Origin of the sequence: Kutzneria viridogrisea DSM 43870 (assembly GCF_000525635.1) — a bacterium.
Taxonomy (GTDB): domain Bacteria; phylum Actinomycetota; class Actinomycetes; order Mycobacteriales; family Pseudonocardiaceae; genus Kutzneria; species Kutzneria viridogrisea.
Genome location: NZ_CP007155.1, coordinates 5,744,005 through 5,757,590, shown reverse-complemented (window position 1 = coordinate 5,757,590; position 13,586 = coordinate 5,744,005). Strand labels below are relative to the sequence as shown.

Genomic DNA, 13,586 nt, shown 5'->3' with positions numbered 1-13,586 from the left:
TGGTTCTCCGAGTTGCCTGATCAGATGCAGGTGGCGACGAGGGCGTAGCTCAGCGACTCGGCGGGGGTGCCGATGTCGGCGAAGTGCTCAGGCCGCCATTCGGGCGTGTAGACCACGCCTGGCCACAGCAGGTGCTCGAAACAGGCCACCAGCCCGGTGACCTGGGCGCGGGTACGCAGATGTGCGGAATTCTGCGTGGCCTGATAGGTCCGCACGACCCCGGCGAGTTGGTCGGGGTAGTCGGTGGCGGTGGCGTGGGACAGCGCCAGCATGCTGCCCGCGGCCAGCACCCGCCGGTAGGCCGCCACCACCCCGGCTGGGTCCCTGGTGTCGGGTACGAAGTGCAGTACCGCGCACAGCAGCATCCCGACCGGGTGGTCGAAGTCGAGCAGTCGCCGGGTGACCGGGTGCTCCAGGACAGTGGAGGGGGTGGTGATGTCGGCCTGCACGCATACCGCGTGGGGGTTGCCGGTCAGCAGCAGGCGGTTGTGGGCGACGGCGGTGAGTTCGTTGTCGACGTAGACCACCCTGCACTCGGGGTCGAGGGCCTGGGCGATCTGGTGCACGTTGCCCGCCGACGGCAGCCCAGCTCCCAGGTCGAGGAACTGCCGGATCCCGCTTGCGACCATGTGCCGTACCGCGCGCCGCAGGAACGCCCGGTTCTGCCGGGCAAAGACCCGCGCCTGCGGCAGCACGGCTAGGACCTCCTCAGCGCGTTGCCGGTCCACGGCGAAGTTGTGCGCGCCGCCGAGGTAGTAGTCATACATCCGCGCCGCACTGGCCCTCGTGAGATCCACCCCGGCCGGTCGCCAGTGCGGGTCGTGCGCCCAACTGACGTCGCTGCCCGGCTCGATTGGCGTGCCGTTCACGACGCGCTGCCCGAGCAGGCAGGCTGGTCCACCACCGCATGCCGACCTTGCGCAGGCTCGACACTGCGCTGCTGCGGCAGCGCGGATTCGCCGCTGGACTGCGGGCGGGCAAGCCAGCGTCGGACCTCAGCGGGGTTGCGGTGATCGCCGAGTTGGGCGAGGACCTGCCACCACACCTCATCGAGCGGTCCGGTGCAGTAGTAGACCGCCAGGCTGTGTACCAGGCATGGCGCGGAACGCCGGCGACGGAGCCAGTTGGTCCAGCCGGGACGTCGGGGGCGGCATGCCTGGCAGCGGCCGTCCTGGTCGATCTCGTGTCGCACCAGGAGGGCCTGAGCGAACCCGGCCAGACGCAGCAACACGTCCCGGTCTTCGGTATCGGGCTCGTGGTGTTCGAGGTGGCGCAGGAGGGACTGCAACTCGTCGAGCAGGTGCTGGCTGCGGGCGGTGTGGGAGTGGCGCACCATGGTGTCAGCGCCCCTGTCCGAGCGCATCGCTCAACGACTTCCTGGCCATGGTCGTGTTGCCCGCTTCCTGGTTCGGCTGCTGCTGGGGCGGCATCCGGGCCAGGCCGGGGATAGCAGCGAAACCAACCAGGGGTGGATGCCTCGCCGTCTGCCCGACACCGGATGCCGTGCTGGACAGGCTGGCGGGTGACATGCCACGCGCAGCAGACTGTGACGCCATCTGTCACACCTGTTGTCACCTGCAGATATGCTCAGTTGTGACCGAAGTCCGGTATCACTGGGGGAGTGGTGAACATGGCCCGCGAACCAGAAGAGATCCGCGAGCTTCGTCGTGCCCTCGGACAGCGGTTGAACACGTTTCGCCAAGCGGCTTGCCTGACCCAGGGGCAGCTCGGGAAGGTCCTGTACTGCGATCGGACAGCGATCAGCAAGATTGAGGCCGCCGAGCGGGCGAAGGACCGCTCCTTCTGGCAGCGGGCTGATGAACATCTTGACGCCAATGGCGCGCTCACCGCCGCGTACGATGTGTTGGAGCGTGCCAGACTCGAACACGGACGACAGGAACGCGAAGCAGCACTCGCTGAAGTTCGATCCAGGGCGCAACAGTGGCGCGCGCAAGCCAATGAGCATGCGGCGGTGGTGCAGGCGGGACCGGTCGCAGGTGACGTCGAAGAGGTGGCCATGGCCCCGCTCACTCGCCGCGAGCTGCTGAGGTACGGAGTGGCAGCAACAGTTGCACCAGCGCTGGCTCCCGCTGAAGCCGGTGCCTCGCTTCCACTACCCGAGCCAGCTGTCGCACCTTGGGCGTCTGCCATCTACGGCACAGTGCTGAACCCCGGTGACGCGGCCCGGAGAATTGTGACCGAGTGCAATGCCTTCGACATGGCGAGCCTTGAAGAACTCCATAAGCTTCGCCGGATTGCTGATCGAGCGATGGCCGTGTCCCTGACTTCCGATTATGCCGAGCTGACGCGCTCCTTGCCGCGGCTTCTCGGGTACGCGGAGGCGGCGAGCATCTCAGTACCCGGCAATCATCAACGTGTTGTCTTGCAGGTCCTTTCGGACATCTACGCGATCGCCGGTTGGACCTTGATCAAGGCCGACAGTGCCGTCGGGGCGTGGACTGCAGCCCAGCGAGCCGTCCAGCTCGCCGAACAGGCCGAGGACGTGCTCCGGGTAGCCGCAGCAACAAGGTGTTTGGCAGAGGTCCACATGCGGGCCAGGAACCTGGGCGAAGCGACACGAGTTGCTTTCCTCGCGACCGTCCACCTCGATGCCGCACCGCGGGAGCAACGGAGGACAGCGATCTCACTTCGAGGTGCCTCGCTGCTCAGTGCGGCAGCGGCGTCAGCACGTCGAGGCGACCGACGCGAAGCGTACGCATCGCTCAAGGCTGCTGAAGTCTGCGCGACCGAGCTTGGCGAGGACCGCACCGACTTAGCGTCCGTGTTTGGCCCCACCAACGTTGCGATCCATCGAGTCGCGATCGCGATCGAGCTCGGCGACCCGGGTGAAGCTGTCCGGCACATTCCCGCCGTGCGGCTTGACCTAGTACCCGAATCACTTGGCGAGCGGAAGGCGCGGTACCTGATCGACGTGGCGCGCACCCGAGCCGAGCTCAAGGATGACAATGGTGCAGTCGAAGCGCTGGCGCATGCCGAGCTGATCGCCCCCGACGAAGTGCGAAACCACCGGCTCACCAGGCAACTCGTGCCACAGCTTCTCACCACGGAACGCCAAGGTTCTGCCCTGCGCGGTCTTGCAGCGCGATGCAGCCTGCTGAACTAGGACAAGCACCAGCGGATGGGGACGATGAGCAAGGCTACTCAGGACTTCGACGTTCGTATGGTGCACTGGAACATCCACTCCTGGCTTGACGATGCGGGGGGTTCCAACCTCGAAGCGGTGGAGGAACTCCTGCAGGCGACCGAACCGCACGTTGTGTCGCTGGTCGAGGTCGACGAGGAGTGGAGTCAGCCGTCAGCGCTCGATGAGTTGGCCGCCCGGTGCGGCTACGCATCCGTTTTCGCGCCCGCGTTCGAGTTCGGTGGTGACGAACCTCGCGGCGGCTTCGGCAACGCCGTGCTCACCAAGCTACCGATCCTCGCAGTGCGGCAACGGCAACTGGTGTGGCCGACCAGGACCTACGACGGCAGCGAACCCTCGGAACCGCGGTCAGTGGTGTTCGTGAAGGTCCAGGCGCCAGCAGGAGCGATCTGGACCGGTAGTACGCACCTGCCTCGGTCGGAAGCCGAAACCCGTGCCGGCGCGGCACGGCGCCTAATGGCCATTGCTGGAGGCCTCGACGGATGCTGGGCTCTTTGCGGTGACTTCAACATGCCAGCTTCGGCTTGGGCAAGCGAGTACCCCGACCTTGCGGTGGAACCGAGCACCGGCGTGCCGACCTACCCGACTGCAGCCCCAGACGAGGCAATCGACTACTGCCTCGCTGGGCCAGGCGTGAACCTGGAGGCCGAGGTCCTTAGCCGTACTGGATCCGATCACCTGCCGATACTCGTGCGGGCGCGAGTCGTTCACGGCTGATCATTCGGCGAGGCCGGTCGGTGCCACTTGCCCGACTGCCCCTTGGGCTGCTGGCTGCATCACGTCCATCAGCTCCTGGACGGTCTCGGTAAGGCCGTAGGTCGCCGAGGGCGGGAAGAAGCCCCATCGTTCGACACAGCCCACCTGTAGGGTTTGAGGAGTCGGTTCCCGGAACGCGACCTGAGACAATCTGCGCACTGGCTGGACAGGGCATGATCGAATGCCATGTCGTTGCGTGTGCTCTGGTCGATGTCCAATTGTTTGCCAAGTTGATCGTGAGAAACGACGAGGGCTGATTGGCCGATACAGGCGGAAGGACCGGCACACCATTCACCGAGGAAGCTCTCGACCGCCTCGTACTGCGGTTGCCAGCCGATGCACTGTTCCTCCTTCGATTGGCTCGACGAGACCGAGGGCTACTGCTGGTGACTGAAACAAAGAGCCCGTCGCGACCGTCGGTGTCCTTATGCATCCCTGGTGCGTCGTAGGCGGCCTCCTCCGAGCTTCACTCCGTGAACACCCAGTCGCTCACCCGAACACTTGGCGTTCTGTCGAGGTGAAGGGCGGCTCAGCATGCAGTTCCTGCGGTCCTCCGCGAAGGGCGTCGAGCAGGACGCGCGGTGCCCCGAGTCGTGAGACCGGTTCGGACAGGGTGTAGACGGCGAGGCTGGCGGCTGCGATCGCATCAGTGCCAGCGCGGGCGAGTCGTTGCTGGAAGCGGTGTTGCAGCCGTACGCCGAAGAGACGGCCCGAGGAACCGGTGGTACTGGTGTAGAGGAGGTCCTGGCTGGTTGCCATTCGCCACGCGGTGTCGCCAGCTGCACTGATCTTTCGTTGGATCTTCCAGGTGTGCTGCGGGTTGAGGCCGTAGCGGATCAGTTCGTCGCGCAGTGCGACCGCGCCCAGTGCTGCGACCGCCATCCCGTGTCCGTACACCGGGTTGAACACCGTGGCGGCATCCCCAATGACTAGCAGTCCCGGCGGAGTCGCGCCGCGTGTGAGGAGCTTCTTCCTGTTCGCGTCCGGCCTGAAGCCCGCTGCAGGGCCTAAGGGTTCCGCGGCGTCGAGCAGGTCGGCGATCACGGGGTGCGGGAGCCGCCGGGCCGCTGCGATGAACTTGTCAGCGGATGTTCCAGGCTCGTTCCCGCGTGAGCCGGTCATGGTGACGCTCCAGAGCCCGTCCTCGATGGGCATCAGCAGCCCGGAGCGACGGCCCTGTGGTGCGTCCGGGTCGGCTTGGATGTTGACCGCGGGGAAGCGGGTGCTCACCAGTTTCGGCGCGCGGTAGATCCTGGTGGCGTAGAAGAGCCGTGGATCAATCGCCACCTCTGGGATCGGTGCCATACTGAGTTCGGTGAGCCACTGACCGAGGTGTGACGTCCGGCCGGTCGCGTCGACGACTAGGGCAGCATGGAGCAGCTCAGCCTTCCCAGTAGCGCGATCCTGGATCCGTGCACCAGTGACGCGACCGTGTTCGGTGGTCAGTCCAACCGCGTCGGTGTCTTCGCGGATGACGACGGCGGTGTTTCGGCGTAACCGATCGCGGATTGCCCACTCGAGCAGGGGCCTGCTGCAGCCGAGGATGTACTGCATCTCGGGCAGGCGCCGGAGCCAGCCACCTGCCGAGTGCTGGAGGTAGTCGGTGGGCAGGGGGATGTGTCGTGCCCCGCGGGCCGTGACTTCCGCCGTGAGACTGGGCATGAGGCTGTCCAGTGCTCTGGCGCCGCCGGACACGAGGACGTGGGTGTGGCGATCTTGTGGTGTTCCGCGACGTCCGTGGGGGATCGTGGGCAGCGTGTCGCGCTCGATCACGGTGACGTCAGCGTGTTCGCTCAGCACGTGTGCGGCGAGCATTCCCGCGATGCCGCAACCCAGGACCAGAACGTGTGGCCTCAAGTTCCCCCCAACGGTTGGTGTTGTGCCTCGACCTACTTGACGAGTCAGCCCCGGAGGGAATCCGAGATCAGGAGGAGACGCGCGCGGTCGGTCGCGAACGCGTACTGCGTCTCGGTGGGCTCGACCTGTGGGTTCAGTCGTGTTGCTGCGGGATCTCCTCGCTGGCCGTGTCCTCGGGCGAGGATGGCGGCACGGATCGCTGTGGCCTCGGCAGCTGCGTGTTGCCGGTCGGAGCGCAGGCTCGGGGAGTGTCTGCCTTGCGGCTGCGGTGAGGCGGCGCTGGGGCCGAGGCGCTGCAACCAGTCGTTGATCTCGATGATGCGCCAGAACAACCGGGCTTTGACGTCGAAGTAGTCGAGGATCGTGTGGCGGTGCACCATCGCCGGGTCCACTGGGCGGAGTAGCGTCCACAGCTGCCGGAGCCGCCGGAGGTCGCGGAGATCACGGGCGGTGGTGCTCAGCCAAGCGGGCAAGTGTGCCAATCGGGGTCCCCAGGTGGGGATGGACATGCCCACGAGTACGAAGGGGACGCCGGAGGCCGAGAACAGGGGCGCGATCGTGATCGTCCAGATCGTGGTGTCCTGGTCTGTCCAGCCGATGATCACCGCGATGAGGGTGATCAGGCTGTAGATGACGGACCCGGCCAGGCCGATTGAGGTGATTTTGAGGCCCCGACGCAGCCAGGGGCGCTCGGCGACGCTGGCGCCGGTGGACCAGCGCCAGCAGATGACGAGCACGGTGCTGATGCCTACGAGGTAGGCCGCGTAGTGGATCGCCACGAACGCCGCCAGCGTGCCGCTGCTCGCGTACACCGCGAGGAAGTCCAGGTGGTGGGCTCCGCTGCGTGGTCCGAGGATGAACAGCACGATCATCGCCGCGACGACCGCTCCGTAGCCTGCCAGGAGCCACTGGGAGATCCTGGACGCGGTAGCAGCTGGTCGAAGCCAGTACCAGAGCATGATCTGTGCGGTGCAGATGTAGCCGGTGGCAGCCACGCTGACAACCAGGATCGACAGGCTCGGCACGCCGGTCACCCGGTTGAATGTCTCGCCGACCGCGGGGGCCGAGACGAGAAAGGAGAGCGCGACGCAGATGCCGGAGACCCACACTGGCAGGATCGCCGGGCGCCCGGCCGGCGACGCGGCCCGCCAGGCACGGAACTTGTAGATCACCAGGACGCTGGTGCCCAGGGCACACAGGATGTAGGGGACGTCGGCGGTCACCGCGGGCTCCGCTGGGGTGAGTAGCCGAACTGAAGGGACAGACGCCCCACGGCATCATCAGCGGACGGCTCGAAAGGATCGTTGCCCTGCTGGCGCTGTCGCGCCCAGTCGAGGAGTCCTCGCGTCAGAACACCTGCTACCCGGTCTGCCTCTCGCTCCTCACGAGGGCTCAAGGAGGTACGTCCTGCGAGGATGCGCAGCATCTCAGGGGAGACATCGGGGAACAGGATCTTGTTGCTCTCGTCGGCCTGCATCTGCATCGGGGTGTGCCCGCACAGCATGTGCGCGATCTCGTGGAGCAGGATCAGCAATCGGTGCAGCCAGCTGCGGGTGGTGGTGACGATGATGACGTGTACGCCGTCGTTGGTCTGAGCCCACAGTCCGCTCATCCCGGTGTGGCCGAGGTCGTCGAACCGTAGCCGGATGTCCCGCTGTAGGCGTTGAGCCATAACCTCGCAAAGCCGCACGCAGACCAACTCGGTGGTCGCGGAGGTGGGCAGGTCCAGGTCGCTGATCAACTCGTCGCGCAGGGCTCGGAGCTGTTTGCCTTTCACACCGCCACCTCCTTCCGAATCTCCTGTGCTGCGCCAGATGGCGATCGACGGGTGCATCGCCGTCAATTGACCGTATCGGCTGTACCCTTGCCGGGCTTGTCGACCTTGAGGGCCTTCGCCAGGGCGTCCACGATCCTCCTGCCGATCGCTGGCTCCAGCGACTCCTCGTGGGCTCGCAGGATCAGGGCGTTAACCCCCAGCCTCTCCATGACGTGGCGGGTCTGCAGCTGTTCGTTGACACGCCCGGCGAGCTGGTCGTCGAAGAAGTAGCTCGGCTCCGCGCCGAAGTGGTGCGCCAGACCGAGGATGTGCTTGAGTCGAGGGTTGTCGCTCGTACCTGAGATAAGCTCACGAATGTAGGTAGGCGAGATCTTCCCGTACGCGCCGACAGCGCCCACCGAGCTCGTGACCTCTTCCGGGGAGTAGGGACCTCGACCAGGCGGGTGAACCAACTCGAACAGGTCGCGCAGCCGCTGCGGATTCCATCGTGGGTGCTCGCCAGCCGCTAGCTCGTGACGGCCTCCGACGAAGTACGCCGGGTGGACGCCCAGGGCGTGGGCGAGGTCTTCGACGGTGCGACTCGTCGGGTTGTCGCGGTCACCCTTGCGGAGCTGGGAGATGTAGGTGTGGGTGATCTCGCCGCCGAGCGAGCGGACCGCGCCGGCCAACTCGACGTTGGTGAACCGGCGTGGGCCACGCGCGCATGCCTCGTTCAGCAGGTCGGCAAACGGCCGCACTTCCACGACGCCTCCTTCGGGCGGCATCTGCTAGCCACTGACAGTGTTCCACTGGTGTGACGTAGGGCCAGGTTACTCCACAGGTGTGGTTGATTCCAGTGGGTTGGCGACCTATCCTGACCTAGATGTTCCGCCACGGTGGCGAGCTTGGAGCGATCGCGCTACAACAGCGGAATTGATTGAACGCCACGCCGTTGAGCCCTGGTGCTGGACGGCAGGGAGGACCGGTGGCCGTCGTGGCTCAGCCTCAGACCCAGACGTTGCTCAGCGGCGGACAGCCGCGTGAACTCGGTGATCCTGGGGGTAGAGAGGTGCGCTGCACATCGTGTGGCCAGCCGTTGGGACGCCAGTGGACCGATCGGGTGACCGGGTTGCTTGACCGCTGGGGTTGGGACGATCAAGCGCCTGCGATCCTCGCAGCTGGATGTCGACGTGGGTTGGCGATGTCGGTGCTGATGGTTGACCTGGACCGGTTCAAGGACTTGAACGACACCGTTGGCCACCTCGCTGGAGACCGCGCACTGCGGGCGGCGGCGCTTGCGCTCCGGCTAGCAACCAGCGCCATCGACCCGGCGCCGGTCTGTTGCAGGTTCGGCGGCGACGAGTTCGTCCTTCTCCTGCCGAACACGGAGGCAACCACCGCTGTCAAGATGGCGAATCGAATCCGTGCCGCCGTTCAACACAACACGCGGACCCTCGACGGAGGTCCGTCGATGAGGTTGACCGTTTCGATCGGGGTCGCGGCGTGCCCGCCGGGGCGGACGGTGGTGCTCGACGAGCTGGTCGGCGCGGCCGACGACGCACTACGTGCGGCCAAAGCCCATGGGCGTGATCGTGTCGAGGTCGGCTCAGCTGATCCGGTGCGCCGAGCTCAGCGCGATCTGGCATTACCGCGGCAACTCGGTGCTCAACGGGAGTCACAATGACCGACGAGACCTACTGGACCGGGCTTGGGCACCTGCTCCGCCTCCTCAGTGGGAAATGGGACGGCGCTGTGTTGTCCGCGTTGGCAACGGGGCCGCGGCATTGGAGCGAGGTCTTGACTGCCGCTCGTTCCCATCCGCCGCCAAGCGTGCGGCCGGACGACGATCCTCTCCACCTTCATGAATCCGTACTCAGTCGCACCCTGTCGCGCCTGGAACGCGAAGGACTGGTGTCTCGGGACGAGGAGCCAGGGATTTTTCCGAAGTCAGTGACGTATCGACTGACCGCGAAGGCTGAGTCTTTGCTCGCCCTGTTGACGCCTGCCATAGAGTGGGCATCTGACCTTTCGGAACAAGCACGGTTGCCGATCGGCTCCGCCGCAGTCGCGGCGCGCTAGGCTCACAGGGAAACGATCGCGGCGATCTGACCGAGAATCAAGAAGGGTGCCATAGGAATCGTCGTGCTCTTGGGGTCACTGCGGCAGCCGACTTTCAGCAGAAGCTGCGCGAGCGCCGCTGTGGTCCAGGCCGTCAGAGCGCCAACGAGAAGGATCGACCAGCTGTACCAGCCCGCTGTGACCCCGATAGCGATACCGAGCCGCACATCGCCCGCGCCGAGCCCGCCTCGTGATGCGAGGGCAAGCAGCAGGTAGGCGACTCCGAGGCCAACTGCTGCGGCCAGAGCTCGGCCCGCAGGCTGCCAGTCGCCGGTTGCTATAGCCAGCGCGACGCACACGCCGACAAGGGTCGCCGAGCACAACGACACGAGCCGCGTGGGAATCCGCTGCTCGGCGACATCTATCACGCTCAGCGTCGAGCCGAACAAGGCGAACACGGTCACCGGTATCGCATCCAGTGTCAGACCGAAGCGACCTGCTGACACGCCGAACAGTGCGGCCGTCGTCGCTGCGCAGAGGAATATCGTCTGCGGTGTAGCAAGGACTGCAGTGCGCAGGTGCCATTGTGCTACCAGCCCAAGCATGGCACCCAATGCCGCCCCGGCGCACGACCAACCAAGAACGAAGTCAGGCACATGCACGCAACGACACCTCCAATCCGGAATCGGTGTCTTCAGCAGGTTACAACTCAACCCGTTCATGTCCAGCGCCTTGGTGTAGATCGACAGATACATCTCAGTCGGAAGTTAAGCCGATCGAGTGAACCTCTCGGCGAGGATCTCATACTCACTTCAATGCGAGTGCTTGGTTACCTTGAAGTCAGCAAGGGGTCAGGGTGTAGACCTGAGGAAGCGCAGAAAAAACCACTTCCTGGGGGTCCGCGTGGCCGCGAAGAAATCGATCACCAGCAGAACGTGGGCAACCACTGCGGCCATCCTCGCCGTGGGCCTCACCTCATGCGATCAGAACTCAGCTCCAAGTACACCTGCGACAGGATCGGGGGCGCCTCCGCTGTTTTCATCCACATCGACCACGACCGTCGGCAAGTCCGAACAGGAGGCCCTCGACACCTACCGTCAGATGTGGGCGGCCTTCGTTACGGCCGGCAAGACCTCGAACTGGCAAGATCCCCAGCTGAGCCACTTCGCGACCAGTGTCGCGCTGACGACCCTCACACGGAGCCTGTTTGCTGACCACGATGCGGGGTTGGTGACCGTTGGCGAGCCGGTCCTGAACCCCCATGTCGCCTCCGTTGATCCGCCCAACGGGCCGAAGAAGGTCGTCATCACCGACTGCGGGGACTCCGCACACTGGCTGAGGCACCGTGCCGACAACGGACAACTCGCTGACACACCGGGTGGGCGGCGTTTGATCAACGCGGTCGTCGAGAAGCAGCCGGACGGCGCATGGCGGGTGTCTGACTTCGGAGTTCACAACGTGGGGACGTGCTGATCATGAGGCGCTACATCCCAGCATTGATGGTGATCGGCATGACCTGCTTCACGGTTCCCGCGTTCGCCGATGGCTGGGGGAACACCAGTTGCCATCAGGCTCCGTCTGCTGCCTGTGACATCGGGGTCGGCACCGGTGGGAAGCCAGGTGGTTCCGGCTCAGGTGGTGATCCCGGGCATGGCTCAGGTTCCGGGACACCGGTGGGCACCTCGTGCCGGTGGATGTCGGTCGGCGGCTCTGGTGACGGTCAGCAGGGCAGGCCGGGTCCTCCTGGGCAGCAAGGAACGTGGTACGTGCGCTCGTGCTTGCTGGACGGCTCGTGGCAGACCGATCCCTACAGCCTGACCTGGGTTCCCTTCGGCGCCCAGCCGCCAGCGAGTACAGGGGGAGTTCCACCGTCGCCCGCCGAGTTGGCCGAGGTCGCGCGCAAGCAGTTGCGGCTGCCCGCTGTGTCGATCGCGGCCAACCCGATGGGCGAGCAGTTGGTGAATCTCCCAACCTGGCTGTGGTTGCCGGAAGGCTGGGGGCCGGTGTCGGCGACCGCGGCGGTCCCAGGCGTGTCCGTGACGGCCACGGCGACGCCGACCTCGGTGTCCTGGTCGATGGGTGACGGCGACACGGTCACCTGTGCTGGGGCGGGGACGCCGTTCCGGCCTGGCAACGATCCGAAGGCGTCCTCCCCGGACTGCGGTCACACCTACCACGCCTCCTCGGCGAACCAGACGGGGCACGCCTTCCCGGTTGCCGCGACCGTGCACTGGGCCGTGCGGTGGTCGGGTGCGGGTCAGGGTGGGGTGTTCCCGGACCTGACTACGACCGGCACCGCAGCCTTCCGTGTCGCGGAGTCCCAAGCCGTCAACAACAGCGGCTGAGCCGCAGCGGAAAGTTCAATCTCGACACCGCCACCAGCACATCGCATCGCGTCCCCTGGCTGCCACTCAGTACTCGGCGTACTTCTCCGATGCCTGGAGGTGTGGATGCCAGTCAAGCAGCCAGCTGCTGCACGACATGTACGGACGCTACTTGAATCGCTTGTAGGTAGGGAGATCTGATGACGACCGAACCTGTGACACACGGCGAATTCGATACCGGGACCGAATGGGTGCTGTGGCGTCCTGGGGCCGATCCGGTTCGGTTGCGGAGCCGTGCACTGCGGGAGGCGGTGCTGGTCCGACCAGTTCCATTCGTGCTGATTGGATTGGCGGTGATCACGTTCAACCCCGGTCCAGTCCCGCTCGGGTGGCCGTGGCTGGCCGCTGAGGCAGTGATCGTCGGGCTGGGCGGATGCTGGGCGTGGTGGGACTACCGGTGCTGGGGACACGACTTGCGCTCCGGACGTCACCTCGCCTCCCGCACCGACCGCGGAAACGGAGATCTGTTCTACCGAGCGCATGATTTCGCCGACCTGCCCGAACACTGCCGTACGAACGCCGAGTTGCTTGTCACAGCGATCTCGGAGATCCACCGTGAGCCGGGCACGGCTTGGCTGGACCCCGATCACCGCGAACATCTCCATCGCGCGGCCTGGGATGCACTCGGTGTACTGATCCGATCTGCAGCCCTGCGTGAGCCAGCCCAATTTCACCAGCAGCCCGTTGCTGGTGTGGGCGATGCCGATGCCGTCTTGTCGGGGCTGGGCCAGCTGGACCGAGACGTCGCTGCGGTCACCGCCACCGTGGCTGAGGCTGCCGACGCGGTACGCGCACTCAACTTGGCGCTGTGCCAGGACACCTCTCACCGGTTGGTGGGCGTACCGGTGCTTGCCAGTGTGCGGATGACGACCAGCGCGGTCCGTGACCAGGCCGCCGCTGCGGTAGACATGATCGGTGCGGCGGGAGTGCCTCCGATGATCGGCACCATGCCTTCGCAGAGCAACGGCATGGGGAACCAGGCGTCTCGGTAGTCGCAATCTCGACCGGCTGAGGCAAGCCTCGCTCCCCACGAAGGCGCTTACCCGACAACAGAAACACCTGTCACAAAGGGCACGTCGAACAACTACCTCGACGCGTCGCGATGGCTTCATGCCAAAAGGAGGTCGGTGGTGAGGATAACCTCGGTTTCGAGTGGTGCGGACTCGACGACGAAGGAACGAACGTCGACAAGGCCATGGCGTGGACGCGACAACACCAGCAAGGCTCCGTCACGCTTGAGCGGAAGCGGCCGGCGACACAGCGTGCCGTACTTGCTCCTGGGGATCTTGTTGATCGTGGTGTGCGCGGCCGGCGGCGTCCTCGCGGGAATGCTTGTGGCCAATAGGGAAAGCATGCTGGCACTGGCTCGTCCTGTCACGGTGGGCCAGCCCCTCACAGTGCAGGACCTCACGCACGTCAGCATGGCACCCGACTCCGGATTGGACACGGTTCCCGCGTCAGCAGCATCCACAGTGGTGGGACACCCGCTCGCATTCAGTGTGCCTGCAGGGTCGCTGCTGACGCGTTCGGTGCTCGGCACGCGGCAGGTTCCGCCGCCAGGTAGGGCAATCGCCGCAGTCGGCCTGAAGCCTGGACAGTTCCCACCCGACCT

The 13,586-nt window shown here is 65.6% G+C and carries 15 protein-coding genes; 7 read left to right on the top strand and 8 right to left on the bottom strand.

From position 1 onward, the window contains the following. Positions 1 to 20: 20 nt before the first annotated feature. Positions 21 to 869, bottom strand: coding sequence for an SAM-dependent methyltransferase (locus tag KALB_RS25630; protein WP_025358566.1), 849 nt, complete (start codon positions 867 to 869; stop codon positions 21 to 23). Further along, positions 866 to 1,336: a hypothetical protein gene (locus KALB_RS25625; protein WP_148309636.1), complete on the bottom strand. Its 471-nt coding sequence runs from the start codon at positions 1,334 to 1,336 to the stop codon at positions 866 to 868. The genes KALB_RS25630 and KALB_RS25625 overlap by 4 nt, the downstream gene beginning before the upstream one ends. A 294-nt stretch (positions 1,337 to 1,630) precedes the next feature. Between KALB_RS25625 and KALB_RS46850 the strand changes: the two genes are divergently transcribed. After that, on the top strand, positions 1,631 to 3,124 hold the full coding sequence (locus KALB_RS46850) for a helix-turn-helix domain-containing protein (protein ID WP_236650382.1): 1,494 nt from the start codon (positions 1,631 to 1,633) through the stop codon (positions 3,122 to 3,124). A 24-nt stretch (positions 3,125 to 3,148) separates the two neighbouring features. Continuing rightward, positions 3,149 to 3,880, top strand: a complete 732-nt coding sequence (locus tag KALB_RS25615; RefSeq protein WP_042220795.1) for an endonuclease/exonuclease/phosphatase family protein — start codon at positions 3,149 to 3,151, stop codon at positions 3,878 to 3,880. A 528-nt stretch (positions 3,881 to 4,408) separates the two neighbouring features. Here KALB_RS25615 and KALB_RS44895 read toward each other — a convergent pair. The 4 genes from KALB_RS44895 to KALB_RS44230 form a co-directional block, all read right to left on the bottom strand. After that, positions 4,409 to 5,776: an FAD-dependent monooxygenase gene (locus KALB_RS44895; protein WP_268872214.1), complete on the bottom strand. Its 1,368-nt coding sequence runs from the start codon at positions 5,774 to 5,776 to the stop codon at positions 4,409 to 4,411. 44 nt (positions 5,777 to 5,820) lie between these two features. Next, entirely contained in the window at positions 5,821 to 6,999 is a 1,179-nt protein-coding gene (locus KALB_RS25605; RefSeq protein ID WP_025358561.1) for an MAB_1171c family putative transporter, read from the bottom strand. Beyond that, positions 6,996 to 7,553: a hypothetical protein gene (locus KALB_RS25600; protein ID WP_025358560.1), complete on the bottom strand. Its 558-nt coding sequence runs from the start codon at positions 7,551 to 7,553 to the stop codon at positions 6,996 to 6,998. Before KALB_RS25600 ends, KALB_RS25605 begins: the two co-directional genes overlap by 4 nt. Before the next feature lie 62 nt (positions 7,554 to 7,615). After that, positions 7,616 to 8,296, bottom strand: a complete 681-nt coding sequence (locus KALB_RS44230) for a helix-turn-helix domain-containing protein (RefSeq protein WP_025358559.1) — start codon at positions 8,294 to 8,296, stop codon at positions 7,616 to 7,618. 221 nt (positions 8,297 to 8,517) lie between these two features. Between KALB_RS44230 and KALB_RS45615 the strand changes: the two genes are divergently transcribed. Together KALB_RS45615 and KALB_RS45610 are read left to right on the top strand one after the other, a co-directional pair. After that, positions 8,518 to 9,216, top strand: coding sequence for a GGDEF domain-containing protein (locus KALB_RS45615; protein ID WP_338033816.1), 699 nt, complete (start codon positions 8,518 to 8,520; stop codon positions 9,214 to 9,216). Next, on the top strand, positions 9,213 to 9,611 hold the full coding sequence (locus KALB_RS45610) for a winged helix-turn-helix transcriptional regulator (RefSeq protein ID WP_081789492.1): 399 nt from the start codon (positions 9,213 to 9,215) through the stop codon (positions 9,609 to 9,611). Before KALB_RS45615 ends, KALB_RS45610 begins: the two co-directional genes overlap by 4 nt. Before the next feature lie 2 nt (positions 9,612 to 9,613). On the opposite strand, the gene KALB_RS25585 is transcribed toward KALB_RS45610, so the two are convergent. Further along, positions 9,614 to 10,345 carry a prepilin peptidase gene (locus tag KALB_RS25585; RefSeq protein ID WP_081789491.1) on the bottom strand — a complete coding sequence of 244 codons (732 nt, stop codon included), beginning with the start codon at positions 10,343 to 10,345 and terminating at the stop codon, positions 9,614 to 9,616. Positions 10,346 to 10,493: 148 nt separating this feature from the next. Between KALB_RS25585 and KALB_RS25580 the strand changes: the two genes are divergently transcribed. The 3 genes from KALB_RS25580 (at position 10,494) to KALB_RS46845 (ending at position 12,966) form a co-directional block, all read left to right on the top strand. After that, on the top strand, positions 10,494 to 11,063 hold the full coding sequence (locus KALB_RS25580; RefSeq protein WP_236650011.1) for a hypothetical protein: 570 nt from the start codon (positions 10,494 to 10,496) through the stop codon (positions 11,061 to 11,063). Positions 11,064 to 11,356: 293 nt separating this feature from the next. Beyond that, entirely contained in the window at positions 11,357 to 11,935 is a 579-nt protein-coding gene (locus KALB_RS25575) for a hypothetical protein (protein ID WP_236650010.1), read from the top strand. Between the two features lie 179 nt (positions 11,936 to 12,114). After that, the gene (locus KALB_RS46845) at positions 12,115 to 12,966 is read left to right on the top strand and encodes a hypothetical protein (protein WP_148309632.1); all 852 of its coding nucleotides are present in this window, start codon (positions 12,115 to 12,117) and stop codon (positions 12,964 to 12,966) included. Positions 12,967 to 13,082: 116 nt separating this feature from the next. Here KALB_RS46845 and KALB_RS46840 read toward each other — a convergent pair whose 3' ends face one another. Continuing rightward, a complete protein-coding gene (locus tag KALB_RS46840) occupies positions 13,083 to 13,316 on the bottom strand; it encodes a hypothetical protein (RefSeq protein ID WP_148309631.1) in 234 nt (77 codons plus the stop codon). Between the last annotated feature and the right edge of the window lie 270 nt (positions 13,317 to 13,586).